This window comes from Halalkalibacter sp. HAAS-P014 (assembly GCF_056619965.1).
This window is the reverse complement of sequence record NZ_JBWQTV010000015.1, coordinates 90981-117883: the sequence shown is the minus strand read 5'-3', so window position 1 is coordinate 117883 and position 26903 is coordinate 90981. Positions and strand designations below refer to the sequence as shown.

The 26903-nt window shown below is 37.1% G+C and carries 32 protein-coding genes; 15 read left to right on the top strand and 17 right to left on the bottom strand.

Annotation, left to right across the window (positions count from 1 at the left end):
- Window positions 1-4: 4 nt before the first annotated feature.
- Window positions 5-625, bottom strand: coding sequence for a helix-hairpin-helix domain-containing protein (locus tag AC1FXZ_RS12585; RefSeq protein WP_480054120.1), 621 nt, complete (start codon window positions 623-625; stop codon window positions 5-7).
- Window positions 626-711: 86 nt separating this feature from the next.
- Here AC1FXZ_RS12585 and AC1FXZ_RS12580 point away from each other — a divergent pair, with 86 nt between their 5' ends.
- Together AC1FXZ_RS12580 and comER are read left to right on the top strand one after the other, a co-directional pair.
- A complete protein-coding gene (locus tag AC1FXZ_RS12580; RefSeq protein WP_480054118.1) occupies window positions 712-972 on the top strand; it encodes a DUF2533 family protein in 261 nt (86 codons plus the stop codon).
- A gap of 82 nt (window positions 973-1054) precedes the next feature.
- On the top strand, window positions 1055-1879 hold the full coding sequence (comER, locus tag AC1FXZ_RS12575) for a late competence protein ComER (RefSeq protein WP_480054116.1): 825 nt from the start codon (window positions 1055-1057) through the stop codon (window positions 1877-1879).
- 64 nt (window positions 1880-1943) lie between these two features.
- Here comER and AC1FXZ_RS12570 read toward each other — a convergent pair whose 3' ends face one another.
- From AC1FXZ_RS12570 to yqeH, 8 genes are read right to left on the bottom strand one after another with little or no spacing between them, the layout of a single operon-like run.
- Window positions 1944-2687 (bottom strand): class I SAM-dependent DNA methyltransferase, encoded by a 744-nt coding sequence (locus tag AC1FXZ_RS12570; protein ID WP_480054114.1) that lies wholly within the window; start codon window positions 2685-2687, stop codon window positions 1944-1946.
- Window positions 2688-2707: 20 nt separating this feature from the next.
- Window positions 2708-3562, bottom strand: coding sequence for a CvfB family protein (locus AC1FXZ_RS12565; RefSeq protein ID WP_480054112.1), 855 nt, complete (start codon window positions 3560-3562; stop codon window positions 2708-2710).
- Window positions 3562-3915, bottom strand: coding sequence for a ribosome silencing factor (gene rsfS / locus AC1FXZ_RS12560; protein ID WP_480054110.1), 354 nt, complete (start codon window positions 3913-3915; stop codon window positions 3562-3564). Before rsfS ends, AC1FXZ_RS12565 begins: the two co-directional genes overlap by 1 nt.
- A 5-nt stretch (window positions 3916-3920) precedes the next feature.
- The gene (yqeK, locus tag AC1FXZ_RS12555) at window positions 3921-4490 is read right to left on the bottom strand and encodes a bis(5'-nucleosyl)-tetraphosphatase (symmetrical) YqeK (protein ID WP_480054108.1); all 570 of its coding nucleotides are present in this window, start codon (window positions 4488-4490) and stop codon (window positions 3921-3923) included.
- Window positions 4444-5058 (bottom strand): nicotinate-nucleotide adenylyltransferase, encoded by a 615-nt coding sequence (locus AC1FXZ_RS12550; protein WP_480054198.1) that lies wholly within the window; start codon window positions 5056-5058, stop codon window positions 4444-4446. The genes yqeK and AC1FXZ_RS12550 overlap by 47 nt, the downstream gene beginning before the upstream one ends.
- A 27-nt stretch (window positions 5059-5085) precedes the next feature.
- Window positions 5086-5379 carry a ribosome assembly RNA-binding protein YhbY gene (gene yhbY / locus AC1FXZ_RS12545; RefSeq protein WP_480054106.1) on the bottom strand — a complete coding sequence of 98 codons (294 nt, stop codon included), beginning with the start codon at window positions 5377-5379 and terminating at the stop codon, window positions 5086-5088.
- Complete coding sequence (gene aroE, locus AC1FXZ_RS12540; RefSeq protein ID WP_480054104.1) at window positions 5373-6218, bottom strand: shikimate dehydrogenase; 846 nt, start codon at window positions 6216-6218, stop codon at window positions 5373-5375. The genes yhbY and aroE overlap by 7 nt, the downstream gene beginning before the upstream one ends.
- Window positions 6219-6241: 23 nt before the next feature.
- Entirely contained in the window at window positions 6242-7351 is a 1110-nt protein-coding gene (gene yqeH / locus AC1FXZ_RS12535) for a ribosome biogenesis GTPase YqeH (RefSeq protein ID WP_480054102.1), read from the bottom strand.
- A 561-nt stretch (window positions 7352-7912) separates the two neighbouring features.
- Between yqeH and sda the strand changes: the two genes are divergently transcribed.
- On the top strand, window positions 7913-8053 hold the full coding sequence (gene sda, locus AC1FXZ_RS12530) for a sporulation histidine kinase inhibitor Sda (RefSeq protein ID WP_480054100.1): 141 nt from the start codon (window positions 7913-7915) through the stop codon (window positions 8051-8053).
- 65 nt (window positions 8054-8118) lie between these two features.
- Here sda and AC1FXZ_RS12525 read toward each other — a convergent pair whose 3' ends face one another.
- On the bottom strand, window positions 8119-8340 hold the full coding sequence (locus tag AC1FXZ_RS12525; RefSeq protein WP_480054099.1) for a hypothetical protein: 222 nt from the start codon (window positions 8338-8340) through the stop codon (window positions 8119-8121).
- 384 nt (window positions 8341-8724) lie between these two features.
- Between AC1FXZ_RS12525 and AC1FXZ_RS12520 the strand changes: the two genes are divergently transcribed.
- From AC1FXZ_RS12520 to mnhG, 7 genes are read left to right on the top strand one after another with little or no spacing between them, the layout of a single operon-like run.
- Window positions 8725-11145 carry a Na+/H+ antiporter subunit A gene (locus AC1FXZ_RS12520; RefSeq protein ID WP_480054097.1) on the top strand — a complete coding sequence of 807 codons (2421 nt, stop codon included), beginning with the start codon at window positions 8725-8727 and terminating at the stop codon, window positions 11143-11145.
- Window positions 11142-11579 (top strand): Na(+)/H(+) antiporter subunit B, encoded by a 438-nt coding sequence (locus tag AC1FXZ_RS12515; protein WP_480054095.1) that lies wholly within the window; start codon window positions 11142-11144, stop codon window positions 11577-11579. Before AC1FXZ_RS12520 ends, AC1FXZ_RS12515 begins: the two co-directional genes overlap by 4 nt.
- Complete coding sequence (locus AC1FXZ_RS12510; RefSeq protein WP_480054093.1) at window positions 11579-11917, top strand: Na(+)/H(+) antiporter subunit C; 339 nt, start codon at window positions 11579-11581, stop codon at window positions 11915-11917. Before AC1FXZ_RS12515 ends, AC1FXZ_RS12510 begins: the two co-directional genes overlap by 1 nt.
- Window positions 11910-13391: a Na+/H+ antiporter subunit D gene (locus AC1FXZ_RS12505; RefSeq protein WP_480054091.1), complete on the top strand. Its 1482-nt coding sequence runs from the start codon at window positions 11910-11912 to the stop codon at window positions 13389-13391. The genes AC1FXZ_RS12510 and AC1FXZ_RS12505 overlap by 8 nt, the downstream gene beginning before the upstream one ends.
- A gap of 5 nt (window positions 13392-13396) precedes the next feature.
- Entirely contained in the window at window positions 13397-13873 is a 477-nt protein-coding gene (locus tag AC1FXZ_RS12500; protein ID WP_480054089.1) for a Na+/H+ antiporter subunit E, read from the top strand.
- The gene (locus AC1FXZ_RS12495; protein ID WP_480054087.1) at window positions 13873-14148 is read left to right on the top strand and encodes a Na(+)/H(+) antiporter subunit F1; all 276 of its coding nucleotides are present in this window, start codon (window positions 13873-13875) and stop codon (window positions 14146-14148) included. Before AC1FXZ_RS12500 ends, AC1FXZ_RS12495 begins: the two co-directional genes overlap by 1 nt.
- On the top strand, window positions 14135-14494 hold the full coding sequence (gene mnhG, locus AC1FXZ_RS12490; RefSeq protein ID WP_480054085.1) for a monovalent cation/H(+) antiporter subunit G: 360 nt from the start codon (window positions 14135-14137) through the stop codon (window positions 14492-14494). Before AC1FXZ_RS12495 ends, mnhG begins: the two co-directional genes overlap by 14 nt.
- Window positions 14495-14578: 84 nt before the next feature.
- Here mnhG and AC1FXZ_RS12485 read toward each other — a convergent pair whose 3' ends face one another.
- Entirely contained in the window at window positions 14579-15367 is a 789-nt protein-coding gene (locus tag AC1FXZ_RS12485; RefSeq protein ID WP_480054083.1) for a phosphatidylserine decarboxylase, read from the bottom strand.
- Between the two features lie 133 nt (window positions 15368-15500).
- Between AC1FXZ_RS12485 and pssA the strand changes: the two genes are divergently transcribed.
- From pssA to AC1FXZ_RS12460, 5 genes are all read left to right on the top strand, one after another.
- Entirely contained in the window at window positions 15501-16040 is a 540-nt protein-coding gene (pssA, locus tag AC1FXZ_RS12480; protein WP_480054081.1) for a CDP-diacylglycerol--serine O-phosphatidyltransferase, read from the top strand.
- Between the two features lie 275 nt (window positions 16041-16315).
- On the top strand, window positions 16316-16591 hold the full coding sequence (locus AC1FXZ_RS12475; protein ID WP_227934874.1) for an HU family DNA-binding protein: 276 nt from the start codon (window positions 16316-16318) through the stop codon (window positions 16589-16591).
- A gap of 127 nt (window positions 16592-16718) precedes the next feature.
- The gene (locus tag AC1FXZ_RS12470; RefSeq protein ID WP_480054079.1) at window positions 16719-17525 is read left to right on the top strand and encodes a DUF2935 domain-containing protein; all 807 of its coding nucleotides are present in this window, start codon (window positions 16719-16721) and stop codon (window positions 17523-17525) included.
- A 206-nt stretch (window positions 17526-17731) separates the two neighbouring features.
- The gene (locus AC1FXZ_RS12465; RefSeq protein ID WP_480054077.1) at window positions 17732-19168 is read left to right on the top strand and encodes a carbon starvation CstA family protein; all 1437 of its coding nucleotides are present in this window, start codon (window positions 17732-17734) and stop codon (window positions 19166-19168) included.
- A 167-nt stretch (window positions 19169-19335) separates the two neighbouring features.
- Window positions 19336-20214: an SDR family oxidoreductase gene (locus tag AC1FXZ_RS12460; protein ID WP_480054075.1), complete on the top strand. Its 879-nt coding sequence runs from the start codon at window positions 19336-19338 to the stop codon at window positions 20212-20214.
- A 58-nt stretch (window positions 20215-20272) separates the two neighbouring features.
- Here AC1FXZ_RS12460 and sigK read toward each other — a convergent pair whose 3' ends face one another.
- From sigK to AC1FXZ_RS12430, 6 genes are all read right to left on the bottom strand, one after another.
- Complete coding sequence (gene sigK / locus AC1FXZ_RS12455; RefSeq protein WP_480054073.1) at window positions 20273-20980, bottom strand: RNA polymerase sporulation sigma factor SigK; 708 nt, start codon at window positions 20978-20980, stop codon at window positions 20273-20275.
- 219 nt (window positions 20981-21199) lie between these two features.
- Entirely contained in the window at window positions 21200-22753 is a 1554-nt protein-coding gene (locus AC1FXZ_RS12450) for a class I adenylate-forming enzyme family protein (RefSeq protein WP_480054071.1), read from the bottom strand.
- 124 nt (window positions 22754-22877) lie between these two features.
- On the bottom strand, window positions 22878-23729 hold the full coding sequence (locus tag AC1FXZ_RS12445) for a fumarylacetoacetate hydrolase family protein (protein WP_480054069.1): 852 nt from the start codon (window positions 23727-23729) through the stop codon (window positions 22878-22880).
- A 31-nt stretch (window positions 23730-23760) separates the two neighbouring features.
- A complete protein-coding gene (locus AC1FXZ_RS12440; protein ID WP_480054067.1) occupies window positions 23761-24861 on the bottom strand; it encodes a cupin domain-containing protein in 1101 nt (366 codons plus the stop codon).
- A 180-nt stretch (window positions 24862-25041) separates the two neighbouring features.
- Window positions 25042-25815 (bottom strand): IclR family transcriptional regulator, encoded by a 774-nt coding sequence (locus tag AC1FXZ_RS12435; protein WP_480054065.1) that lies wholly within the window; start codon window positions 25813-25815, stop codon window positions 25042-25044.
- A gap of 73 nt (window positions 25816-25888) precedes the next feature.
- Window positions 25889-26866: an MBL fold metallo-hydrolase gene (locus AC1FXZ_RS12430; protein ID WP_480054063.1), complete on the bottom strand. Its 978-nt coding sequence runs from the start codon at window positions 26864-26866 to the stop codon at window positions 25889-25891.
- Between the last annotated feature and the right edge of the window lie 37 nt (window positions 26867-26903).

Genomic DNA, 26903 nt, shown 5'->3' with positions numbered 1-26903 from the left:
ACATTCAGTTAAACGTTAAATGATCTTTTAGTTTTTCAACAGACTTTGGACCTATTCCGGATACCTGCAATAGATCATCCTCGCCCTTAAACGTACCATGTTCCTCACGATAACTGATGATTGCAGCCGCTTTTGCAGGTCCAACACCCGGTAGCTGTTCAAGCTCAACAGCATCCGCACGATTAATTGCGATCTTTCCCTCACCATTCTGGGACGAAGTAGCCATTACAGGAGCTTCTATCATTTCTTCACCGACGTTCGGCACATAAACTACCATTTCATCATAAAGCAATTGAGCAAGGTTTAGTCTCACCTCATCTGCCTCTTCTAAGAAACCACCAGCTTCTTCAATAGCTGTATACACTCTCGATCCTATTGGCAACTCATAAATTCCAGGATCGGCAACCGCCCCTTTAACATCAATAACCAAAACAGTACTTTCTTCTCCGGTAGCTAGTCCCTCAATATCTTCCCCAGATTTAATCTCTTGGTGAAATTCCCCCCAATCAATCAGAACTTCTTCTTCTTTAGGATTGCTAAAATACAAAAACAATACTAAACTGACTAATAGTACACCCCCGATTAAGTTAAAAACATTTACTTTTTGCTTTAGTTTACTTAACAAGTTTTTTCACAACCTTTTTATTTAATAGTTATTTATTTAGCTATAGACAAACACTAATGGAAAACACCAAAGGAGAGAGGTAACAAATGGCTGTACATTTACAAATTGCGGAGCAAGTAAAAAAGCATCGCGAAGCACAAAAACAATTCCTTGCATTGGATGCAGCGAGAGAACGCGCAATTGAGGCTGTTTTGGAACATGCGAAGTCAGGTAAAGGAATTCAAACAAATGAAATCAATCAGATTACTGAAGAAATGAATCACATTGCAATGAAATTTCAGTTCCCACCTCGTAAAAACGTTACACCTGACATGATTGTAAAATATTTAAACCCTCAAAAGAATTAATGGCATAACCTCCCTTCTTTTTTCATACGTTTAGTCATAACGGTGTTCGTGACTAAGATTACTGTTGAAGGAGGGGCTAATCTTGAAAATTGGATTAATTGGTACAGGAAGTATGGGAACAATTTTACTTGAATCCTTTATTGAATCAGGTGCAATTGATTCGCAACAAATAATCATTACCAATCGTAACAAGTCAAAGGCTGAGGTACTCAGGGAGCGATTCCCGGAGCTTACTATTGCGCCAAATGCCACTTCTGTTGTCCAGGATGCAGATGTAATCTTTCTATGCACAAAGCCTTTACAATTTCCAGATGTCTTACGTGAGATCTCTCCCGTATGTCAAGCAGACAAATTATTAATTTCTATCACTAGTCCGATATCAGTGGAACAATTAGAAGAAATGGTTGATTGCAAAGTCGCACGCGCCATTCCAAGTATATTAAATCGCGCACTAACAGGGCCTTCTCTATTAAGCTTTGGTGAACGGTGTCAAGCAGATGACCGTGCATTTGTGACTAATCTCATGTCGGCAATTTCAGAACCTTTAGTAATTGATGAAACCATTACAAGGGTATCATCTGATATTGTTAGCTGTGGCCCTGCTTTTTTTAGTTACCTGATTCAACGCTTTATTGATGGAGCCGAAAGACAAACGGATATCTCTCAAGAAGACGCGACAACCCTTGCAACAAATATGATAATTGGCATGGGAAAATTACTAGAAAAAGGCCATTACACATTACCGACATTGCAAAAAAGGGTCTGTGTTCCTGGAGGAATTACAGGAGAAGGGATCAAAGTATTAGAAGCTGAAATTGGTTCTATGTTTGATCATTTGTTTCAGCAAACACATGCAAAGTACTATGAGGATCAAGAATTAATTTCCGAGGCATTTTCTAAAAAATAATAATAAAAAAGGAAGAGCATTTTGCTCTTCCTTTTTTATTCGTCATCGCCGATCCTATTTCCTTTTATTTTTTCCGTGCACAGAAAAAAATCCGTTCGCTTTTTTCCACGGGAGGCTTTGCCTCAAAATCAGCATGCACTACTATATCACAAAAACCAGCTTCTTCAAGCCACTTTTTATATTGTTCAATTGAGTACGTTCGCTGCTTATGTAATTCGATATGACGCTCATATTGATCAGAATCATTCCTCACAAAAAATGTTAGTTCATGTTCAACACTATTTGGATAAACCCCTTCAAAAGATGTCCAAATATAAGCAATTTCATCTGCATCTTCTGCAAAAGTCTTCCCAATATATCCTTCTTTAATTTTCCAAACAGAATGAACGTCAAACAAAAAAACACCGTTCTTTTTTACATGTCTATAGATGCTTGCAAATGTTTTTTGGACATCCTGTTCGGTCTCCAAATAGTTTACTGAATCACAAAAGGCAGTCACAATATCAAATTGCTCCAATCCCTCAATTTCAGTCATCGATTGTTGAACTAAAAGGGGCGAAAAACCAGCACGCTCACATTTCTCCTTAGCGACTGTAAGCATTTCTGCGGATAAGTCAAGTCCAACAACATCCGCTCCTGCCTGGTTAAAAGAAAGTACTAGTTCGCCCGTACCACAACCAACATCAAGAACATTAAAGCCTTCTAAATGATTAGTGTTAACTTGATCATAAACATATTGGATCCATTTTTGATAAGGTGCATCAGCCATTAACGTGTCATATAAAGTAGCAAAAGCTTGATAATTCATAACGACTCCTTTCACTACTCCTATTTCTTTAGGTGCGTCCAACCATCTCGTTGTTCTATTTTTTTTTCTTTCATTAATTTTCCTAGAGCACGTTTGAACTTCGCCTTACTAATCGAAAATCGCAATTCAATATCCTCTGGTGGTGATTTATCTCCATAAGGCATTGAGCCTCCACGGTCTTTCAAAAACGCATATATACGATCTGCATCTTCTTCTTGTTGTTCTGACCGCAAAGGGGCCATTGTTACATTGATTCGTCCGTCATCACGAACAAATTGTACCCGAACTTGAATATACTCCCCATATCTTACCGTACGCACCATTTCATCGTTATGAATAAAAGCAATATATCCTTCATCTGTTAATAGAAGGGCACCCTCATCAAGAAAGTGATATACATGTCCACTTACTTCTTTATTCATCATTTCTTGATTCGCTTTTACAGCTGTTTTTTCTATAGGCTCTCCTTTAACTAGTTTCCCCATTAACCGACCCTTTTTGTCCCATGTCAAAGATAAGGGGAGTCTGTCTCCGGGGCGAGGCCACATTTCTCTATCATATGGCAATTCGTCCATCGATAAAAATAAATCGCGAGAAATACCATTATGAAAAAAAACACCATGTCCAGTTTTTACTTCCACAGCCTCAAGCCAAGCAACCTCGCCAACTTCCAAAAAAGGCTTTTCCATCGTTGCAGCTAACCGGCCTTGGTGGTCATGATATAGAAATACATCTAAACGATCACCGACATTCGGTTCACTTGTTATGTCACGATCATGCAAAAGAATATCGATGTTCCCATCACTTAAGAAATAGCCAAAATTTGCTTTTCTAACAACCTCAAGGTTGACGTTATAACCAGGTTTTAGTTCCATTAACCTAAGACCCCTTCTAATTCTACTGTTGGAGCATCTCCCCAAAGTTTTTCTAAGTTGTAATACACGCGCTCATCTTTATGGAAAACATGAACTACAACATCGCCTAAGTCAATTAATACCCATCTAGCTTGATCGATACCTTCTAGACGTTTAATTTCTATTCCTTCTTCCTGCATAACTTTCTTCAATTCAGTAGCAATCGCTTGCACTTGTTTGTCCGAATTCCCGTGGCAGATAACAAAATAATCTGCTATTAATGATACACCTTTCATATTTAAAGCTATGATATTTTCTGCCCTTTTATCATCAATTGTTTTTACCGCTAGAGCCAATGTTGACGATTCATTCACTACTATCACTTCTCCTTTTTTTGTTTTAGTATCCTATTATAGGTTGCTAATGTATCAGGAAACACAAGTTGTCTTCTTCTCATTAAAAAAGAAATTGTGTTTTCTAATGTTTGAAGGATTGCTTTGTCTAAGTCTTCTTGAGCAAGCTTGCGCACTTCTTCGACACCTTTAAACTTCCTTCCTGGTTCTATATAATCAGCCAAAAACACTACTTTTTCTAACAGAGTCATTTCTGGTCTACCTGTTGTATGGTAATATATAGCATCTAAAACTTCCTGGTCTAAAATACCCACTTCATGTTTTACAAAATAAGCTCCACATGGTGCATGTAAGAGTTCGTCACCATAATGAAGAATTGATTGATCTTCTAGTTTCTCCTTAACTAATGATTTCATTTCTTCCTTATCACGAAACTTTGCGTAATCGTGGAAAATAGCTGCTAGCTCTGCTTTTTTTTTATCAGCTCCAAAACGTTGAGCAAGTTCAATTGCTGTATCAACAACTCCTAGTGTATGTTCATAGCGATGGTCAGTAAGTTGAAGTTTTACCATTGCTAGCGCTTGTTCTCGGTTCATACAATGACCTCTCTTTCACCAATACTTCTACCTCACTAGGAACCAAATACGTTATCGGCCTACCTTCTTGTACTCTTTGACGAATATCTGATGATGAGATATCAATCTGCATCATTTCCGTAAGTTGGACAAACTTGGAGTAGTCTGATGAATTTAAAGAAGATCCTGGCCGCTCAACACCAATAAATGTAACCAATTTTAGTAACTCATCTATTTTTTCCCACTTAGGAAGATACTCAATCATATCTCCCCCAATTAAAAAGTAAAATTCATATTTAGGATACAATTGCTTCAATTGTCTCATTGTATCTATAGTATATGAAGGACCTTCTCTCTCTAACTCAATTGTATTTACATGAAAATGTTCATGATTCTCGGTTGCCCTAACTAGCATATCGACTCGATCCTGATTTGAAGCAAGATTGTCCCTTTCCTTATGTGGAGGGACATTTACAGGAATAAACCATATCTCATCTAGTTCAAAAGAAAATAAGACCTCTTGAGCTAAAATTAAATGACCTATATGAGGAGGGTTAAATGTACCACCGAACACTCCAATTTTTTTCATCATTCTCACTCTCCTACTATTATCCTCTTAAGAAGGGAGTACTAATACCTTGTTTTCTTTTGACTCTTTATATAACACAATTGTGTTTCCGATTACTTGAACTAGTTCAGCCTCTATTGAATGAATAAGCCGGTCGACCACTTCATCTTTGTCTTCATCGCAATTTTGCAAGATACTTACTTTAAGCAACTCTCTAGCTTCTAGTGCTTCAGCAATCTGTTTAATCATATTTTCATTCACTCCACCTTTTCCCACTTGGAAAATTGGATTTAAATGGTGCGCTTTTGAACGTAAAAATCTTTTTTGTTTACCTGTTAACATTTTCTTCCTCCTAATTGTTCTAATACGATTTCTTTCATTTTTTCTCGATCTGGCATCTTTCCAGTCCAGTGTTCAAACGATAAAGCCGCTTGGTTCACAAACATTCCAATGCCATTTAATGCTATCCCACCTCGACTTTTTGCCTCCCTTAATAGAGAAGTTTGCAGCGGGTTATAAATTAGATCACTTACAATAGTACCCTTTTTTAAATTATCGAGCGCAAGTGGGACTTCATCAATATTCGGGCTCATCCCGACAGAGGTCGTATTAATAACTACATCGAATTCACTTAAAGTTCTTTCAGCCTCGTAACGATCAATTGCAACTGCCGGCACATCAAATTTTTTCGCCAGATCCATTAATGAATCTGCTTTTTCAAGCGTTCGGTTTGTTATCGCCAAATACCCAATCCCGTTTCGTAATAAAGCCGTTACCACACCCCTAGCAGCACCACCGGCACCAACGATTAAGAAGCGTTTATCAGAGAAATCTTCTTTCGTTTCTTCTATTAAAGAGTGAACATAACCACGGCCATCTGTATTATATCCAATTAACTTTCCAGCCTGATTAACAATCGTATTTACAGCACCGATAAGTTTAGCTTCCTCATCCACTTCATCTAAAAAGTCCATCACAGCTATTTTATGAGGAACTGTAACATTACATCCTGCAATTTGTAATGCCTTTATACCGTTAACTGCCTCTTTTACATCTTCAGGTTTCACGTCAAAAGCATAATAACTCGCATCAATTCTTTCACGTTTAAACGCATCATTATGAATAAGTGGGGACATCGAATGCCCAACTGGATGGCCTAATAATCCATAAATCTTCCCCATCCTCTTTCTCCTCCCTCCATAAACTAAATGATTGATTCTCTAATGGTTACATTAACTCCTTTGGGCGCATACCCTTCAACTTCAATATTTCCCCCATTTATCGTCACCCAGCCTAGGCCTGAGAAGACAATATCGACTTTCTTTTCTTTAATACGAAAAGTATGCTTTACAAGTGGTGGAAGTAGTTCTTTGTTGTTCTGGCCAGGAGGTGTAAGTAATTCTCCTAAATGATTTTGATATAGTTCGTCCGCTTTCTCCCTTTTCGTTCGGTGAATATGCAAATCATTGGAACAATAACAGGTAAAAGATGTGCGTTCTCCTTTTACAAAATCAAAACGGCCTAATCCTCCAAAAAACAAAGACTGTCCCTCATTCAGTTGATAGACCATTGGCTTGATTTCTTTTTTGGGAGTAATGACCTTTAACTCTTCTTTATTTATATAATGAGCCATTTGATGGTGATTAATAATTCCCGGAGTATCATATAAAGCGCGACCATCCTCTAACGGAATGTCAATCATATCTAATGTTGTACCAGGAAAATGGGAAGTCGTTATTAATTGTTCTGTATCTCCTCCAAATGTCTTGATCATCTGGTTTATAAAAGTTGATTTCCCTACGTTTGTACATCCGACAATATAGACATCTTTCCCATTACGAAGACGGTCTATCTCGGAAGCAACTTCTCCTATTCCATTGCCTTTAACAGCACTCATCAACAGTACTTCGATCGGTTTTAAACCAAGGTCTTTTGCCGATTTTTTCATCCAATTAACTAAACGATTGTGATTTAAAGACTTTGGTAATAAGTCTACCTTATTTCCAACTAATAACACATCATTTCCACCTACAAAGCGATGAAGTCCAGGTAACCAGCTACCTGTAAAATCAAAGATGTCAACAATTTTGACTATCAATGCATTTTTCTGCCCTAATCCATTTAAAATTTTCAAGAAATCATCATCCGTTAATGAAACATCTTGCACCTCATTATAATGAGTTAAACGAAAACAGCGCTGACAAATTAAAACATCTCGCTTTAGTGCCGATTTCGGTGCGTACCCTAATTTATCCTTATCGTCGGATTGAATAGCTACACCACAACCTGAACATATTAATCTTCTTTCTTCCATATAGTACCTCCTATATTGCGTACTCTCATACTTCTATTATTAGAGACAATTACAACCTTCATCCTTATTTTTAAAGCTAAATCATACACTTGGCTACTGCCTTTACAGGTAATACAAGGGCCGTCTCGGTTGTACCCTTGAAAATTAGCAACTGTTACCATAGCTTTCCAAGCTTTAACTATACATTTAGTCCTTTTTTTTTTCAATAAATTATAAAGATGTAAGACACAGAAGGTTTTTCGATATCGACAATTTGTAATATTTTTCTTTTTTTAAAAAAACTTTTCGACAAAGAAAACCAATAACCAACACCTGTGGATAAGTTTATACACGGTATCCCCTTATAGATACAAAGGTTTCATTTGGTAATGAACAGGGAACTAACAACTTATCCACTTAGTAATGTGGATAAGTAGAACAGTTGTTCTATTTCTGAAGTCATGATAGGATTAAATCAACAAACAACTTATTAGAATATTCACGTTAAATTAAAACTATGACGATAAAAAAGTGGACAAATTATACGGAGGAGGTGAACCTGTCAAAATATGACAGGGACAAATGAAAAACCTTTCTGATGAACTTTTAATTGAAACATATTTCAAGGCAGTAGAATTAAATCTTAACCATGACTTTATTGAATTAATACGCGTAGAAATAGCTAAGCGCTCTCTCTCTGACAAAATAAAATTATCCTCTTAGTACCTAATAAAAAGCAGCTACCTAAAGTGATAGCTGCTTTTTATGTGTACATATAAAACTTATCTTTAATTAGGGACACTTTTTCCAATACGGATGTACTCTCTTGGCTGAAATGGAAATGTAGTAGGTACATCACGATCATGTACTTGTTGAATCATCACATTATCAGGCCCATCTAGTCCTTTTTCATGAATTGCGCGATTGTTAAACTCGTTAGCATACCACCCACCTGAAAAGAGAACGATAAAGATACCACCTGCTAGTAACCCTTTCTGTTTATTACTCATAGTTGTCACTCCTGTTTTAGGACACAATTTCCACCTAGAATGTTGCTTTGATTCCACTTAAAAAGACTTTACTAACCTTTGTTTATAGAGTGTCGCACCAAAGCAGAAAATATACATAGTTTTTCCAGATTTTCTAAATTCAATTAACTAAAAACCCATTTTTTTTATGAAAGAAAAATTTTTTTTGTTTGTTTTTATCTTATTTCTACATATTTAATAAGTTTTGAGAAAATCGCAAATGCTAAAAACGTCTAGGATGCAAGCTTAAAAAAAGTAGGTTATACTTTTATCTAGGCTAATTTGAAGTGGGTAAACACAAGAAAAAAGTAAAGGTCAAAAAAGCTCAGCACATTTTATTTTTAACTTAAAAAGGAGGTATGTCATTTGACGGTTTTACATTGGGCTACAATCTCCCCGTTTTTGTTAGCCATTTTAATCCCTTTTTTGTATAAGTACGTAAGGCCAATACATACGGGGTGGTTTGTCCTTGTTCTCCCGCTAGTCTTGTTTATTTACTTTATACAACTTTTACCTGTAACATCTGCAGGTAATGTAATAGAGTATACTGTCCCTTGGGTCCCTTCTCTCGGGATTAATTTTACTGTATATGTTGATGGATTAAGTTTACTGTTTCTATTACTCATTACAGGGATTGGAACATTAGTTGTTCTCTATTCGATCTATTATCTATCAAAGAAAACAGAGAAGCTTAATAACTTTTATGTATACTTGCTTATGTTCATGGGGGCAATGCAAGGGGTCGTATTATCGGATAACCTAATTGTACTCTATGTATTTTGGGAAGTTACAAGTGTTTCATCTGCATTGTTAATCAGCTATTGGTTCCACCGTGAAAAGTCAACATACGGTGCACAAAAGTCAATGCTTATTACTGTATTTGGTGGCTTATCAATGCTTGGTGGTTTCTCCCTTCTCTATGTGATGACGGGTACATTTAGTATTCGTGAAATCATTGCCAATGTTGATCTAGTAACTACAAGTACACTCTTTTTACCTGCTATGCTTCTTGTTTTACTTGGTGCCTTTACAAAATCAGCACAGTTCCCATTTCATATTTGGTTGCCAGATGCAATGGAGGCTCCAACACCAGTAAGTGCTTATTTACACTCTGCGACTATGGTTAAGGCTGGTATTTACCTAGTAGCTCGTCTTACTCCAGTTTTTGGAGGGGCAGCAGAATGGTTCTGGATTCTTTCCCTCGTAGGGATTATTACATTGCTTTGGGGTTCGATTTCAGCTGTTAGACAAAAAGACCTTAAATCGATACTTGCTTTTTCAACGATCAGTCAACTTGGGTTAATTATGTGTTTACTCGGCCTTGGATCTGCCTCTTTATACTTTGGCTACGGTGATGAAACAGCACTTTATACAACAGCAATTCTTGCAGCTGTGTTCCACCTAATTAACCACGCAACCTTTAAAGGTAGCTTGTTTATGACCGCTGGGATTATAGATCATGAGACGGGTACACGTGACATCCGTAAACTGGGTGGATTAATGACGATCATGCCTATAACCTTTACAATCTCGTTAATCGGCCTCGCTTCAATGGCTGGTTTGCCACCATTTAATGGTTTCCTAAGTAAAGAAATGTTTTTTACTGGTGTATTAAATGCATCAGAACTCAACATTTTTAATATGCAAACATGGGGTATACTCTTCCCGATTCTTGCATGGGTTGCGAGTGTATTCACCTTTGTCTATTGTTTAGTAATGTTTTTCCAAACATTCACTGGTAAATTCAAACCAGAGAATTACGATGTAAAACATGTCCATGAAGCACCAATTGGAATGTTAATAAGTCCAATAATCTTAGGGTCTTTAGTAGTAATCTTCGGATTGTTCCCGAACTTACTTGCATACACACTCATTGAACCTGCAATGGCTGCAATCCTGCCTGGTCTCTTAGGTGCAGACGAAAGGTTCTATGTAAATATTTATCATTGGCACGGGTTCAATGCTGAGTTATTTATGACGATTGGGGTAGTTGTTCTTGGTACCATCATCTTCTTAATGATGAAAAAGTGGGCAAAGATGGCTATCTATCAAAAGGAGCGCGATCCATTAAACTGGTTCTATGATCACTCCTTAACTGGTTTAATTAGTGGATCTCAGTTTGCAACACGCATTCAAATGACTGGGCTCTTACGTGACTACTTTCTTTACATGTGTGTGTTCATGATTTTACTATTTGGATACACGATGTATCGTTATGATGCCTTTGCGATTGATACTACAAATGTCACAGGCATTGATCCCTTTATGTGGATCCTTGTTATCATCTTTGTTGGGGCAACTCTCGTTATACCTTTTATCAATCACCGGATAACGGCGGTTATTGTTGTTGGTGTTATCGGGTTTCTATTAGCATTATTCTTTGTCGTTTTCCGTGCACCAGACTTAGCGTTAACACAATTGCTTGTAGAAACAGTAACGGTTGTTCTCTTTATGCTTGTGTTCTATCACTTGCCAGAGCTTCGGAAAGAGTCGTTTAAACCTCGTTTCAACATTGTAAATTTGATCATATCAGTAGCAGTTGGTGCCCTTGTTACAGTCATTGCTTTTAGTGCATCAGCTCTTGGGAACGAAGCTGGTTTTGAGGCAATTTCAGAATACTTCATTCAAAACTCAAAAGAGTTAGCTGGTGGATACAATATGGTTAACGTAATATTAGTTGACTTCCGTGGACTAGATACCTTGCTTGAAGTACTTGTGCTTGGTATTGCTGCTCTCGGTGTTGTAGCTCTTATTAAACTCAGAATGACAGGGAGGGAAGATGTGTGAAGAAACAAATCAAATCGAATGAGTTAATGCTTCATACGTTAACTAGGGTTATCACTTTCATCATCCTAGCCTTCTCGGTGTACTTATTCTTCGCCGGGCATAATAACCCCGGTGGAGGTTTCATTGGGGGATTAATGACTGCTTGTGCTCTTTTATTAATGTATCTAGGTTTTGATCTAAAGAGTATGAAAAAAGCATTGCCGTTTAACTACACTACAATCATTGCAGTTGGACTTTTACTTTCAATTGCAACAGGTGTAGCTAGTATGTTGTTTGGCTACCCATTCCTAACCCAGTTTTTTGAGTACTATCAACTTCCTATTTTAGGAGAGACAGAATTAACGACTGCATTACCATTTGACCTTGGGATATACTTAGTCGTTGTTGCAATTGCTTTAATTATAATTCTAACGATTGCGGAGGATGATGCATAATGGAAATACTAATGTCCATCGTTGTCGGGGTCCTCTTTATGGTCGGAACATATATGATTTTAACCAAAAGCTTATTACGTGTTGTTTTAGGACTTATCCTATTATCACACGGAGCTCATTTGCTGCTGTTAACAATGGCTGGCTTACAAAGAGGGACACCGCCGTTGTTAAGTTTGGGATCTGAAGCTTATGCCGATCCACTGCCACAAGCTCTTATCCTAACAGCGATTGTTATTAGCTTTGGGGTCACATCTTTCTTACTCGTTCTTGCTTACAGGACTTATAAAGAACATAAGACTGATGATTTAGACCAATTAAGGGGATCTGCTGATGAATAACTTAATTATTTTACCAATCCTAATCCCATTTATTATTGGAACGATTTTAATCCTATTTGGAAAACATCACAAAATCCAACGCGTGATAAGTGGAATCACGGCGATTGGAATGCTGATTTTATCTATCTATATAGCAGCCGTTGTCTACCAAAATGGAATTACGGTTCTAGAGCTAGGTAATTGGCAAGCACCATTTGGGATCGTGTTAGTTGCAGATATGTTTGCAACAATGATGGTAATCTTAAGTAGTATTGTTGGGGTTGTCTGTTTATTTTTTGCTTTTCAAACGATCTCATCGGAGCGCGAGAAATTTTTCTTTTATCCGTTTTACTTCTTTTTACTAGCAGGGGTGAACGGTGCATTTTTAACAGGTGACCTTTTCAACTTGTTTGTATTTTTTGAAGTTATGCTGATTTCCTCCTATGTTCTTATTGTTATGGGTGGAACGAAATATCAGCTACGCGAATCTTTTAAATACGTGGCAATTAACGTTTTTGCGTCTATGTTATTTATTGTTGGTATTGCCTACATTTACGCTGTAACAGGGACGTTAAATTTGGCTCATATTGCCGAAAGAGTTGGAGAGCTTGAACAAACTGGTGTATTGAACGTTATCGCCGTCATTTTCTTCGTTGTCTTTGCAATGAAGGGTGGTTTATTCCCACTCTACTTTTGGCTGCCACGTTCATACTATGGTCCACCAGCGGCAATTGCTGCGTTATTCGGTGGATTACTAACAAAAGTCGGGATCTATGCGATTATTCGTTCTTTCACGCTAATCTTTACACACGATCCAGGATTTACCCACTGGCTCATTGTAACAATTGCTGGTTTTACAATGATTTTTGGGGTATTAGGAGCCGTTTCTCAATTTGATTTCAAACGAATCCTCTCATACCACATTATAAGCCAGGTTGGATATATGGTTATGGGGCTTGGAATCTATTCTACGCTCGCTGTTGCAGGGGCCATTTATTATATTGCGCACCATATTATTGTTAAGTCTGCATTGTTCCTATTTGCTGGCGCTGCTCAAAAAATCACCGGAACAACAGACCTAAAAAAGATGGGGGGATTACTTAAAACTCATCCATATCTCGCTTGGATGTTTTTTATCTCAGCCATTTCACTTGCAGGAATACCACCATTAAGTGGGTTCTTTAGTAAGTTTCCAATTATATTAGCTGGTTTTGAAGAAGGTAACTATATAATCGCAGCTGTTGCTCTTGCAGTAGGTCTGTTAACCCTTTTCTCAATGATGAAAATTTTCATTTATGCGTTCTGGGGGGAACAAAAACATACAGAAGAGCAGGCAAATATTAAAGTTGGCAAACTCCTTCTGCCAATTGTTCCACTTGTTGCGCTGACAATAGTACTTGGTTTCGCTGCAGAACCAATCTTTGTATACTCATTGCAGGTGGCAGAACAAATCCTAGATCCATCGATTTATATCGAATCTGTTCTAAAGGAGTAGTTGCTATGGCCTTTCAAATATTATTAAACATTGTCATTGCGCTCATTTGGGCTTTTCTACAAAACAGCTATACTGGTGTCGATTTTCTAGTCGGTTATGTTATTGGGATCCTAATTCTTTTCGTATTAAGACGCTTTTTACAATTTGATTTTTATTTTCGCCGTGTATGGGCATTTATCAAATTGACATTGTTATTCTTTTGGGAGTTGGCAAAGGCCAATATTGATGTAATAAAAATCATTCTTAGTCCAAAATTGAATATCAAACCCGGTATCGTAGCCGTACCGACTAAGCTTGAAACGGAGTGGGAGTTAACCTTGCTCGCCTCTCTTGTTTCGCTTACACCAGGTACTTTATCAATGGATTTTTCTGATGATAACAAGTATATCTACATCCATGCGCTTGACGTACCGAATAAAGAAGAAATGATTCGTCAAATTCATAACACGTTTGAACGTGCCATTTTGGAGGTGACGAAATAATGTTTCATACGATTATGATGATCGCTTTAGCAGTGATGTCAGTGTCATTATTCGTCTGCTTTATCCGTACCGTAATCGGGCCTTCAATGCCTGATCGAATTCTTGCACTAGACTCATTTGGTATTAACCTTATCGGATTTATTGGTATACTCATGATTGTTCAAGAAACACTCGCCTATTCGGAAGTCATCCTTGTCATTAGTATACTAGCGTTTGTAGGTACCATTGCTTTATCAAAGTTTATCGAAAGGGGTGTTGTTTTTGACCGCGATTGAGATTATTCTAACGATTTTTATTATAATTGGGGCTTTCCTTAGCCTCCTTGGTTCGATCGGGTTAATTCGTTTTCCGGATGTGTATGGACGTACTCATGCTGCAACGAAAAGTGCAACACTCGGCGTTATTTCCATTATGGTAGCAACATTCCTTTTCTTCCTGTTCGTTGAGGGAATATTTGCTGGAAAGATCTTGCTTGCTATCTTATTTGTTTTCTTAACGGCACCTGTTGCTTCCTTAATGTTAGCAAGGGCTGCTTATCGCACAGGGGTTCCTCTATGGGAGCAAAGTGGCCAGGATGACCTCAAGGATTTGTATAAAAAGAAAATGAATGAACAGCAATAGAAAAGAAGAAGAAGCTGTCTCAAGCCAACAGAGAGGGGTGCCAAGGTCAAGTTCAGACCTTTTGGCACCCCTGTTTTTATATAACTATTCTTTTTCTATCGTTAATGTTGCAATTTTTTCTCCAAGTCTTATTTCACCAGCTAATGACTCTTCTATGTTTGAGACCAATCCATCTTCACACAATAACACCACAGTAGATCCAAATGAGAAATAAGCCAGTTCTTCTCCTTTTTGGAGTTTTTCTCCTTTGTGTGTCACGTCAATTGTATTAATATTCATCGCTCCAACTTTTACAATAGCAAGATGCTTACCACCAACCTCTAATTCTGTTATTACACGGTAATTTCTTGATAATGGTCGTCTTCCTAAACGAAGGCCTAGATCATTAACTGGATAGGATTGCCTCCCTAGCTGCCATTGTCTCGTAATTATTCCATCAACTGGACTATGGATTCTGTGATAATGACTTGGGCTTAAGTATAGAATAAAATAATGACCATTAACATATGACTCAGCATTTTGATTTGATCCAAGCATCTCTTCAATATTATAATCTTGTCCTTTCACATGAAACACCGTTTGTTGGGTAAGTTGACCATATTGTGCGATAATTCCATCAACTGGACTTGTCATGCTTTGTAAGTCTTTATCAATCGGCCTTTTCCCTAGCTTTAATTCTCTAATAAATAGCTCATGTAAGCTTTGATATTCCTCTAATGGTCTTTTCATTTCAGTTTGATTCAACTGGAACGTTTTTGCGAAAGGTCTTATCAAAGGCTTGCTCACTTTAGACCTAGCAAACTTTTTTAACCATAAGGACGTAAGACGATGATTGGTCAACTCAATACAAGAACGAAACAGCATTTTTTTCAAATTTAATCCCCCATTTTTGAACACGATATCATACTTTGTTAACTAGTCGTTTTGCTTATTCTGTGGTATGATTATTATTTAAGAACGGTAAAATGCTTATTATTTGCATAAATTCGCGCAAGGAGTCGATGTCATGTTCCTTTTACACCAATTGGATCATACCGTCAAAAAGTTGAAAGGGCAAATAGCCAACTTCTTGACCCTTATAAACTTAGGACTAGGTGCTTTTGCTATAATGTTTATATTACAAAATGAATTACGATTAGGTCTTCTTTTTATTACAATTGCTGCCTTAACAGATCGCTTAGATGGAGCAGCTGCACGACGTTTTAATAGTACATCTGAGTTTGGAAAACAATTAGACTCCTTAAGTGATATTATTTCCTTCGGTGTTGCCCCTGCATTCTTATTATATCAGGCTGTCTTAGCTAATTTTGGATTAGCTGGTATGTTTATTACGATTTTCTTTATCGCTTGTGGTGCTATTCGTTTAGCTCGATTTAACATCACAGAAAGCAATGGCTATTTTGTTGGATTGCCAATTACAGCAGCAGGATGTATTTTAACTTTTCAACTTCTTTTAGTGCCTTATGTAGCTCCTTTTTACTTCATATTCATTACATTTATCCTTGCACTACTCATGATTTCTTCTGTTTCTGTACGTAAAATGTAGAGGATGGCATTGATGTCACCTCTTATTTTTTTACATAATTAACTATATAATAACAAGAAAATGTGACATCTTGTCAAAAAATGAGTAAAAATTGGGTTAATATGCTTTAATTTCCGTTGAAAGTCTTGACACCACTGGGCTTTCATTATTAAATTAAGTTGCGGCATTATTTTTAGCTTGGTCAATTGACTAGTTAAGTAAAAATGAGGAATGAACACTTCATCATACAGATGAGGGCGTTTTTCAAAACAAGGTATGAAAGGGAGTTTTTTTTCATGAACAAAACAGATTTAATTAACGCAGTATCTGAGCAAGCAGACCTTTCGAAAAAGGATGCATCAAAAGCAGTAGACGCAGTATTCGACAGTATTACAAGTGCCCTTGTTGAAGGTGGAAAAGTTCAACTTGTTGGTTTTGGTAGCTTCGAAGTACGTGAACGTTCTGCTCGTAAAGGACGCAATCCACAAACTGGTCAAGAGATTGAGATTCCTGCTACAAAGAATCCAGCTTTCAAGCCAGGTAAACAACTTAAAGACGCTGTAAACGAATAAGATTAGAAATTAACGATGAGACAAGCTCTCATCGTTTTTTTATCATTACTTGTAAATCAACAGCTCATATTAGATCTTTCCTTGACATAAATTGAAGAAAGCTAACCTTTACTTAGGAGGATTCATTATGAGTACTTTTTACGATAGTGCCTTATTTGAACATCGTTTTTGGTTACAAGTGTTAGGAGACCATGCTCGTTTCATTCGAGATACTCTATCGCCTACTGAAACAGAGTTTGTTCAAACAGCAACGCAATTTATTCATACGTTTGATACCCTTTTAGAACATAGCCGTCAAAATCTAACGAATGAACAGTTGCAACGGTTAACAGAGCAAGCTTATGAACAGGCTGAAGCAATTAGATCGTTTAAACTTAATATTATTCGCGAACACCTTATTGGGGACGTTACAATTGAACTTACTCCTACTTTTTTAAATCATATGGTTAATGAAGTTGAAGAATATCTTCGACTACTACCGTATTTACGAAAACAACAAAGCCCCCCTATTTCACATCCACTTCACCACCACCTTGTTTGGCTTTTAGATGCTGCAGGGCATGCAGGAGGAATAACTGACTCCCTAGACTTAGTGGAAAAACAATTAGAGCAAAAAAGCAAAGAGTTCACTGAAAGGTTCGAGCACTATTACATTAAGGCTGTTGAGATGGCTGGGTATTTGCGTTCAAACATTGAGCGTTTTCCAGCTCTTGATCGTTTTAATGAAAAGATAAGACTTGAGCTTATTTTATTTAAAACTTTTTTAAATGAACTTGAAGAACTGGAGATGAGCAATCAATTGCTTGGCACTCTTGATCAATTGATGGCTGACCACATGGCAAGAGAAGAATGTTACTATTTGGAGAAGCTCGCAGAATCGGCACATCTAGAACAACCAGATTGTGATCCTACAAAACCGAGAATAAAAAAATAATTATATAACAATAAGGGTGACACAAACATTTTTGTCACCCTTATTCGTTTTATCTTATTTAAAAGCCTTTTTACACTCATTTATTAATACAAATCATTTTCTTCTAATAATTTTTAATTTTTTCAGAAAAATATATTGATTCACATGAAAGATATAGTTACAATACTTATCATACTTAGATTTTTCAGATAATTGGAGGAAGTACTATGTTTACGTTTCTTTTGGCCATTGTTTTACTCATTGTTGGTTATATGATTTACTCAAAAATTGTTGAACGAATTTTCGTTATTAATGATACTAACCAAACACCAGCATATACAAATCATGATGCAATTGATTACACACCGATGCCGTGGTGGAAAGCAAGTTTAATTCAACTGTTGAACATTGCAGGCCTTGGACCAATTTTTGGAGCCGTAGCCGGAGCTTTATACGGCCCTGTTGCATTTATTTGGATCGTAGTAGGCTGTATTTTTGCTGGAGCGGTACATGATTATTTTTCTGGTATGCTTTCTTTGCGCCATAATGGGGCTCAATTCCCCAATTTAGTAGGACGCTACCTTGGAAATAATATGAAAGTAATTACTAACTTTGTATCTATTATATTAATGATTCTTGTTGCAGCTGCCTTCACTGCTGGACCGGCTCAATTAATTGCTAGTCTAACTCCACTGTCTTTTACTTTTGCAATTGCATTAATTTTTGCTTATTTTTTACTCGCTGCAGTGTTGCCAGTTAACCGAATTATTGGTCGTATTTACCCTCTTTTTGGTGCTATTTTAATTTTTATGGCTGTAGCAATAGGTGGGGCTTTGCTTTTTTCAAATCAGTCAATTCCTAACCTTACATTACAAAATTTACACCCTGGTGAATTGCCAATTTGGCCACTCTTAATGGTTACCATTTCTTGTGGAGCTATTTCAGGTTTCCATAGTACTCAAAGCCCTATTCTCGCTCGAACGATCAAACGTGAATCTCATGGAAGAAAAGTTTTTTATGGTGCCATGATTGCAGAAGGGATTATTACTCTCATTTGGGCAGCGGCTGCCATGACCTTTTTTAGTGGAACTAGTGGACTTCAAGAAGCCTTAGCTGCAGGTGGTCCTGGTGGAGTCGTTAATGAAATATCAATCGCATTACTTGGAACCCTTGGGGGCATTCTTGCAATACTTGGCGTAATTATCTTACCAATTACAACTGGGGATACTGCATTACGTTCTTCACGCATGATGGTTACTGAATTAGTCGAAAAGTTTTTTAAAGTTCGTGGTCTTAAAGGTATTTTACTTGCTACTATACCTGTTACAATTCCTGCCTTTTGGCTTTCAACGATTGATTATACCTTTTTATGGAGATATGTTGGAGGAACCAACCAACTTGTAGCCACTATCATGCTTTGGACAGCTGCAATTTACTTATTAGAATCACGTAAATTTCATTGGATTTGTGGCATCCCAGCACTCTTCATGACAGCAGTGGTGTCTACTTACTTCCTTTATGCTCCAGAAGGGCTCTCCTTGCCGTATGAGCGCTCTATCATGATTGGAGGTATTATTACCCTTCTTGTTGCTATCTGGTACATCAACAAGATACGTAAGGCTCATCGCAAAAGTTCACAATCTGCTAATTCTAATGTTGCATAATAATCTTCTACCTAGGTTGTCTTTTGATAAGACAACCTTTTTTATTCCGATTATATAGTCATATTGTGAAATTTTCGGTTAATTCCTATAAGAGCGAGTCATCCTAATAAACGTACTCAAATTTTTCTCTTTGCCTTTGTTACTGATTTCATGAGGAGTGATCATACTTGAATTATAACGACATAAAATCAAAACAATCAAACGGTCAACCCGCTCAATCCCAAAACCATCAACCTGGGATCGAAAGTACAATGAATCCGTTACCTATCTATGATGATCCAAATTATAATGGAAGTGGCAAATTAACCAACAAAGTTGCCGTTATTACTGGAGGGGACAGTGGCATTGGTCGAGCTGCAGCCATTGCATTTGCTAAAGAAGGCGCACATATTGCTATTGTTTATTTCGAAGAGCACGATGATGCCAACCAAACAAAAGACGTTGTTGAAAAATATGGTCGACAATGTTTGTTAATTTCCGGAGATATTGGCGATGAATCATTTTGTCAAAAAGCAATTAACAAAACGATCGAAACTTTTGGCCAACTAGATTGTTTAGTGAATAATGCAGCCGAACAATATTATCAAGAGAATATTGAGGATATATCTGTAGAACAGTTGGAGCGTACGTTTAAAACAAACCTGTACTCATGTTTTCATTTAATCAAAGCAGCTATGCCCCACTTCAAACAAGGCAGTTCGATTATTAATACAGCTTCAGTAGTTGCATATAAAGGAAACCCAGTACTAATGGATTATGCTTCAACGAAAGGTGCCATAGTTGCTCTAACACGGTCGCTGTCGCAAAATCTTGTAGGCAAAGGAATTCGTGTTAATGCGATTGCTCCAGGTCCTATTTGGACTCCTTTAATTCCTGCATCTTTTCCCGCTGATCAAGTGGCTACTTTTGGGACAGATACTCCAATGGGCAGACCTGGTCAACCTGCAGAGCTAGCACCAAGCTATGTGTATCTTGCTTCTGACGATTCTTCCTATGTAACCGGGCAAGTTATTCATATAAATGGTGGTGAAGTCGTAAACGGATAAAAATTTTCCTATGATAAATTAAAGAAGGGCCGTGAGAGGATATACCTCTCCAGCCCTTTTACTTCTTTCCATGACTTTGCTTATAAAATTCATGAAACAGCTTCATTAATGCACGCTTTTCAATTCTTGAAACGTAACTCCTTGAAATACCTAATTCCTTTGCAATTTCTCTCTGTGTCCGTTCCTCTTCTAAATTCAAACCAAAACGACCAACAATGACTTCTTTTTCACGCTCATCTAATACATGAATAAATTGATATATTTGGCTTTTTTCCATATTTGTTTGAATGACATCAACAATATCTTCGCCTTCTTCTTGCAATACATCAATTAAAGTAATTTCATTTCCTTCTTTATCTGTACCAATTGGGTCATGCAATGATACATCTTTCTTTACCTTTTTTAAAGCACGTAGATGCATTAGGATTTCATTTTCGATACAGCGTGCGGCATAGGTCGCTAACTTTGTCCCTTTTCCATCTGAATAGCTTTCTATTGCCTTGATCAATCCAATTGTGCCAATTGAGATTAGATCCTCTGTATCTTCCCTTGTGTTCTCAAATTTCTTCACAATATGTGCGACAAGTCGCAAGTTATGTTCAATTAGAAGGTCGCGTGCTTTTTCGTCTCCCTCTTGCATTAACTTTAAGTATTTACGTTCTTCCTCTTTTTTGAGTGGTTGTGGGAAAGCGTTGTTTTTAACGTATGATACAAAAACGATAACCTCTTTAAATAAGTAAGAAATCGCAGCAATTATTGTAGACACGAGATCACCCCCATAATGTCGTTACTCTAACACTATGTATAATTGGGCTTGTATGTGTCTGTACACTCAAAAAAGTCTATAAAAAACCTTCTAACAACTAAAAGATTGACCCAAAGCAAAGCTCCTTAATCCAATTGTTCAGTTTTTTGACGCTACTCTTATACTGAATCTTTTAGGATTTGAACCTTGTGAGGCAATCTCTTATATTTACAGCTTTAGCTATCCAATTGTTTTTTCAATAATTTGATCTCGTAATTTCAACTTTTGAATTTTCCCACTCGCTGTTACAGGGAACTCTTCAACAAAAATAACTTCACTCGGTATTTTATAATCAGCAATAAAACGCTTTAAATATGATTTCACCTCATCAGTTGTACATATTACTCCACTTTTTAACTTGATCACTGCATAAACAAGTTCACCAAGAACCTCATTCGGAACCCCAACAACAGCTGACTCCAATACCTTTGTATTTTTTGATAATATTCCTTCTATTTCTTGGGGGTAAATATTATACCCTCCACGGATGATCATTTCCTTCTTTCTGCCAACAAAACGAAGGTAACCGCTTTCATTTAATGTTCCAAGGTCCCCTGTATAAAACCATCCTTCATCATCAAGAACTTTTTGTGTTTGTTCCTGTAATTTATAATAGCCTTTCATATTACTTACACTCTTGCAAGCAATTTCACCAATCTCACCAGCAGGCAGTGTCTCTCTATGTTCATTTACAATTTTTAATTCGACTCCATCGATAGGTTTGCCGACTGTTTGAAAGTAATTTTCCTCTTTTTCATCATAGTCTGTAATCGTTACGGTCCCAGATTCTGTTATTCCAAATGAGATTAAAAGGTTTAACCCCATTTTTTCTCTAACGGCTTTTATAATCTCCGGTGGGCACGGCGCAGCTCCTACCATCCCCGTTCGTAACGAAGATAAATCATACTTTTCAAAATCAGTGTAATTCAATTCCATAATAAACATCGTTGGTACACCTTGATGAATGGTTACGTTCTCTTGTTCAATTAGTTCCAGCGTATCTCTTGGTTTGAATTTCTCTTGAAGGACTACCTTTGCTTGATACGCTACAGCTACCATCAGGTTACATGATATTCCAAAGATGTGAAAAAGAGGTGCTGGAACAATAAAAACATCATCAGACGTACATCTTAAGCTTTTTCCAATTGTTAAACCTGATTGAATGAAGCTACGATGAGGAATCATGACACCTTTTGGAGTTCCTGTTGTACCTGAAGAGTATAAAATACAAAAAATATCATTATCGACATCAATGTTCGGCATAGAAATACTTTGATCATGCTCTTCTGTCATTAACGATTGAAACGAAGTTGCACTGAAATGCTCAAACCTTACCGAGATCACACGTTCAACTTTAGATGCTAACAAAGCCATTCCGATCTGCTCATCTATTTGTTCACTAACAAATAAAAATTTAGGATCTGAATTAGCTATTATATATTCTATTTCGTGCTCTCGATAACCAGTATTAAACGGAACAACTGTTGCTCCTACTTTTGCTGTCGCAAACAAAATAATAGCGGTTTCATTCCAATTGGGCAAACAAACACCTAAATGGTCTCCTTTTGTCACCCCTAACTTAACGAGAGAAGAAGCGAGTTGATCTACATTTTCTTGAAACTCTTTATAGGTTATTCTTTTGTTAAGATCGTAAAGTGCTTCCCTATTCGGATTGACTTTTGCAGCGCGTTCTAACAATTCAGCTACCGATAACGTATTTTCTTCTACAATCACACTAAACACCCCTTCTGGAATTACATTAAATAACTCTTTAAAAAAAGGCTTTTGCCAATGACTTCCTCTAAGCTAAAGTCTTGTTGGAAAAGCCTCCTTATCATAATTTAAATGTCTTCAACTTTTATGAGGTTGTTAAACTTTTAACGTGAGTAACTGGATTTGAGAAAGAACCTACCTTTTCAATATTAATTGTCACAATGTCACCCTTATGAATTGGAGCTACCCCATCAGGAGTACCAGTAGCAATAATATCACCTGGCTCAAGCGTTAATACATGTGAGTAAATTTCTACTAATTCTGCAATTCCACAAATCATATCTTTTGTATTCGTCTTTTGGCGAACTTCACCGTTTACCGTTAAAGAGATTTCTAGATTTTGAGCATCTCCTACTTCATCAGCAGTTACGAGCCACGGCCCCATAGGAGTAAATGTATCAAATGATTTACGGAGACAACGTTCTTCCTCTTTATCGTCATTTGGTCTAAGCGTTACATCGTTTAAACCTGTATAACCAAAGATGTACTCATGAGCGTCCTCTCTTTTCACATTCTTCGCTCTTTTCCCGATTACAAATGCCAACTCTAATTCCGGATCAAATCGACGATCTTCATAAGGAAGTTCAATCTCATCCTCTGGACCAACAATCGATGAATTTGCTTTTAAAAAGAAACCTAGTCCTCGAGCTGTATGTTCAACTTTCATCTCCTTTTTATGAGACAAATAATTTACAGGTGCTGCAACTACTTTTCCAGGACGAGAAACCGGTTGCCTTAAACGAACTTCACTTAATGGATAGGTAGTAGCATTTTTATAATTCATCTCCACCTTCTCTTTGTACTCTGCGTAATTTTCAATAAATTCTACCATTGGACAGAAATTATATTCTTTCCCAAAAAGCAACTCTCCGATATCAAAAATGACATTGTCTTCTACTAATCCTAATTGGAAATTATTAAAAAGTGCAAATTTCATAGTTTCCTCCTGCTATTCATTTATTTTTTATTTACGGTTGGAACGTACTTGTGATAGTTTGATACCCATTATTTTCAGTATACTCCTCATCCATCTCGAGACCTACTAGTTCCATAACTGGTCGATCGTTGATGGAAAATAAATAAGCATCTTCCTCACCTGTATTATGGTGCTCATGCCAATGCCAAGGGGGAATCACAAAAAAATCACCTTTTGACCATTCAAACTTCTCACCGTTAATAACCGTATAACCGGCTCCAGCCTTCACATGATAGATGACGCTGTGAACATGACGGTGTGCGCGTGTATGCATATCAACTGTTAACTTTTGCATCGTGCAACCAATTCTCGCATCAGCTGACTGGCCATTGGCTGGATTAATATAATCTACAGCATACCCATTAAATGGACATGGTTCTAATCGAGACAGTTCTTCTATTCCATCCTTTACTTTTGTCCACTTATAATTGATTAATGGTGAAGGATAACCATTATGATTCTTTCTTTCTGTAACAGAACGTACACCTGTTGCAGCAAATCTTGATACGGTTCCATCCGGTACACCTTTCACTGGGTACGTATCTTGATCAAATAGCTCAAAAAAGGATCCACATAGATTTTTCACCATACCAACATCTAATCCGTCCATCCACAACATCGGCTCTGTTCCTTCGTGCCCATGATCATGCCAAGTCCATGCTGGCGTTAAGACTAAATCACCTTCATCCATATATGTCTTTTCACCGTTTACCGTTGTAAATGCGCCTTCTCCTTCAATCACAAAGCGAATTGCTCCTTGCGAGTGGCGATGCGATGGTGCAACTTCACCCGGAAGTAATAATTGAATGCCTGCATAAAGTGTTTCAGTAGCAAACCCCACCTTGTCTTTCAATGAAGGGTTCTGTAAGTAGATCACTCTTCTTTCAGCTTTCCTGCCAACTTTGAGAAGTTCACCAGATTTCATGAGATTCTCTCTAATAATATGCCATTTCCAAAGGTATGGCTTTATCTTATGTGTTGGTTCCTTTGTTACCATTTCCCCTAACGTTTCCCACAATGGTCCTAAGTTAGAATCCTCTAACGTTTTAGACAATATATCAAGCTGACTCTCGACATTACTCTGGTTACTCACGCAAGACCCCCCCTTTTTTTTGATTCACTGTATGAATTGATAATTCATTTGGTGATCTCAATTAAATTATAAAGCTATCTTTTTAAAAAGTCAAACAATTCCAAAAGAAGTTATAACAAACTTTCTTATAAAAAAAACGACTTAAAAGGATACCTTTTTAGCCGCTTACAATCTAACTATTTAATTAACAAAACCAAGCCTTTCCGAAACTTTCTCTGCAGCTTTTCTGGTCATGGAAATGAGGTGATCTCTTGCCTCTCCCTCCATTTTGAAATTTGGACCTGCAATACCAAGAGACGCTACAATTTCTCCTCTCGATCCAAACACTGGTAAGGCAATCGCTGTAAAACCAACAAATGTCTCATCGACATCGACATAGTATTTTTGTGTTTTTATTGTGTTGAGTCGCTCCAAAAACTTTGAGTTGCTTACAACAGTATGAGGGGTATGGGCTTGTAAAGGATGTTTATCTAAGAGATTTTGCACATATTTTTCTTCCATAAATGCTAGCATGACAATGCCTAATGCCCCCATATTCAAAATACGCCTTCCTCCAATGTAGGAACGTGGTTGAAATCCCTCATCGCTGTCATACCTTAGTACATATTGAATCGTATCATCTTGTGGAACACCAAATAAAACCGTATGTCCACTCTTTTCAAATAGCTCAACAACTATAGGTTCAGCCTCTCTACGTATATCCAAATTTTCCAATACAATTCCACCATACTCTAGTAACTTATGTCCAAGACGGTATTTGTTACCTTTTTCATCAAAATGAACAAGACCGTTTTTCTCTAACGTCCAAAGCAGTCTGTAGGTAGTCGCTTTAGCTAATTGGGTTTTCGTTACAATTTCATCAATGCTTAGCTCCACTCTGTCAAATGAAAAGCAATTCAGTATTTGAATTGCTCTTTCTAATGCTCTAATCGGTTCAACATTTAGTTCTCTCATTTTTCTCCTCGATCCATCACTTATTTTCGTTATATTACCCCCATTTTATTTTGATCTTTTATTGGCGTCAATGTTACTTTAAGACATAATAATGCCATTTGTTATCAAGCTTACTTTTCTTCACATAGTTATTCACTTCTAAATAATCTAGGTATGCGATCAATTCTGACATTACAAAATAAAACTTCCTCTCAAATTTGTCCGTTCCTACTTGTTGAATGGCAATCTCTTTTCCTGTTGAGGCGCCTTGATTAATGCTAGTTAGAATATCCTCTGCCTTTTGTTCAATACTCACTAACTTAGCATTAATTAATGCCTGTGCATCTGTGATCACTTCTCCATGTCCAGAAAATACAAGTTCCAACTCATACTCCAGGCATTTCTTTAAAGAATGAACATACTCCACTAGTGTTGCTCTTCTGTTCCCTTTTTCATCTGGTTCTACTAACGCAATACTCATCACATGTTGAATGAGTTGATCTCCTCCAAATCCCCACTTGTTTTTTTCATCTAAAAAGGCTATTTGGTCCGGAGCATGCCCTGGCAACTCCTTCACTTTAAGACCATAAACTTCTTGGTTTTCTTCTAAAGTCTTTACTTCAGTCTGCAATTTAAGATTATCGTTCTTTCTCGTATTTACTTGCATCTTTTGAATTTGCTTGTCTCCGTATTCACCACAGTCCATTTCGTTGTACAACTGTTGAAAAAAATTAATCCTCATCTCTAGAAAGTCCTTATGCCTTTTCAACCTAGGAATAGCTAATGAATGAGCATAGACAGGCAGGTTATGTACCGAGAGAATTCTATTAACTAGGCCAACATGATCCATATGGTGATGAGTCAGTAAAATAGCATCTAAATCACTAATAATACATCCAAGTTTCTGAAGTCCTTCTACCAAACCATCCCAAAATACCTCCTGATCCATACCTGCATCTATTAATACAAGACCTTGTTCATTTTTTTGCAAGAAATAATTTATTGTTTTTAGTGAATTTCGTATGGGAATGCTTATTGGTAAAACAATACTGTCACCATTTTTATATTTCATATCGACTATCACTTCCTACTAAAATATTGTATCCTAT

Excerpts from the sequence above, each read along its gene's own strand:
- AC1FXZ_RS12580 (WP_480054118.1), top strand. The coding sequence starts at position 712 with ATGGCTGTACATTTACAAATTGCGGAGCAAGTAAAAAAGCATCGCGAA.
- sda (WP_480054100.1), top strand. The coding sequence starts at position 7,913 with ATGAAAAACCTTTCTGATGAACTTTTAATTGAAACATATTTCAAGGCA.
- AC1FXZ_RS12510 (WP_480054093.1), top strand. The coding sequence starts at position 11,579 with ATGGAAATACTAATGTCCATCGTTGTCGGGGTCCTCTTTATGGTCGGA.
- AC1FXZ_RS12570 (WP_480054114.1), bottom strand. The coding sequence starts at position 2,687 with ATGAATTATCAAGCTTTTGCTACTTTATATGACACGTTAATGGCTGAT.
- AC1FXZ_RS12495 (WP_480054087.1), top strand. The coding sequence starts at position 13,873 with ATGTTTCATACGATTATGATGATCGCTTTAGCAGTGATGTCAGTGTCA.
- AC1FXZ_RS12475 (WP_227934874.1), top strand. The coding sequence starts at position 16,316 with ATGAACAAAACAGATTTAATTAACGCAGTATCTGAGCAAGCAGACCTT.
- AC1FXZ_RS12505 (WP_480054091.1), top strand. The coding sequence starts at position 11,910 with ATGAATAACTTAATTATTTTACCAATCCTAATCCCATTTATTATTGGA.
- yhbY (WP_480054106.1), bottom strand. The coding sequence starts at position 5,379 with ATGTTAACAGGTAAACAAAAAAGATTTTTACGTTCAAAAGCGCACCAT.
- AC1FXZ_RS12430 (WP_480054063.1), bottom strand. The coding sequence starts at position 26,866 with ATGAAATATAAAAATGGTGACAGTATTGTTTTACCAATAAGCATTCCC.
- AC1FXZ_RS12445 (WP_480054069.1), bottom strand. The coding sequence starts at position 23,729 with ATGAAATTTGCACTTTTTAATAATTTCCAATTAGGATTAGTAGAAGAC.
- AC1FXZ_RS12525 (WP_480054099.1), bottom strand. The coding sequence starts at position 8,340 with ATGAGTAATAAACAGAAAGGGTTACTAGCAGGTGGTATCTTTATCGTT.
- pssA (WP_480054081.1), top strand. The coding sequence starts at position 15,501 with ATGTTCCTTTTACACCAATTGGATCATACCGTCAAAAAGTTGAAAGGG.
- AC1FXZ_RS12550 (WP_480054198.1), bottom strand. The coding sequence starts at position 5,058 with ATGAAAAAAATTGGAGTGTTCGGTGGTACATTTAACCCTCCTCATATA.
- AC1FXZ_RS12565 (WP_480054112.1), bottom strand. The coding sequence starts at position 3,562 with ATGGAACTAAAACCTGGTTATAACGTCAACCTTGAGGTTGTTAGAAAA.
- yqeK (WP_480054108.1), bottom strand. The coding sequence starts at position 4,490 with ATGAACCGAGAACAAGCGCTAGCAATGGTAAAACTTCAACTTACTGAC.
- aroE (WP_480054104.1), bottom strand. The coding sequence starts at position 6,218 with ATGGGGAAGATTTATGGATTATTAGGCCATCCAGTTGGGCATTCGATG.
- yqeH (WP_480054102.1), bottom strand. The coding sequence starts at position 7,351 with ATGGAAGAAAGAAGATTAATATGTTCAGGTTGTGGTGTAGCTATTCAA.
- AC1FXZ_RS12435 (WP_480054065.1), bottom strand. The coding sequence starts at position 25,815 with ATGAGAGAACTAAATGTTGAACCGATTAGAGCATTAGAAAGAGCAATT.
- AC1FXZ_RS12470 (WP_480054079.1), top strand. The coding sequence starts at position 16,719 with ATGAGTACTTTTTACGATAGTGCCTTATTTGAACATCGTTTTTGGTTA.
- AC1FXZ_RS12500 (WP_480054089.1), top strand. The coding sequence starts at position 13,397 with ATGGCCTTTCAAATATTATTAAACATTGTCATTGCGCTCATTTGGGCT.
- AC1FXZ_RS12465 (WP_480054077.1), top strand. The coding sequence starts at position 17,732 with ATGTTTACGTTTCTTTTGGCCATTGTTTTACTCATTGTTGGTTATATG.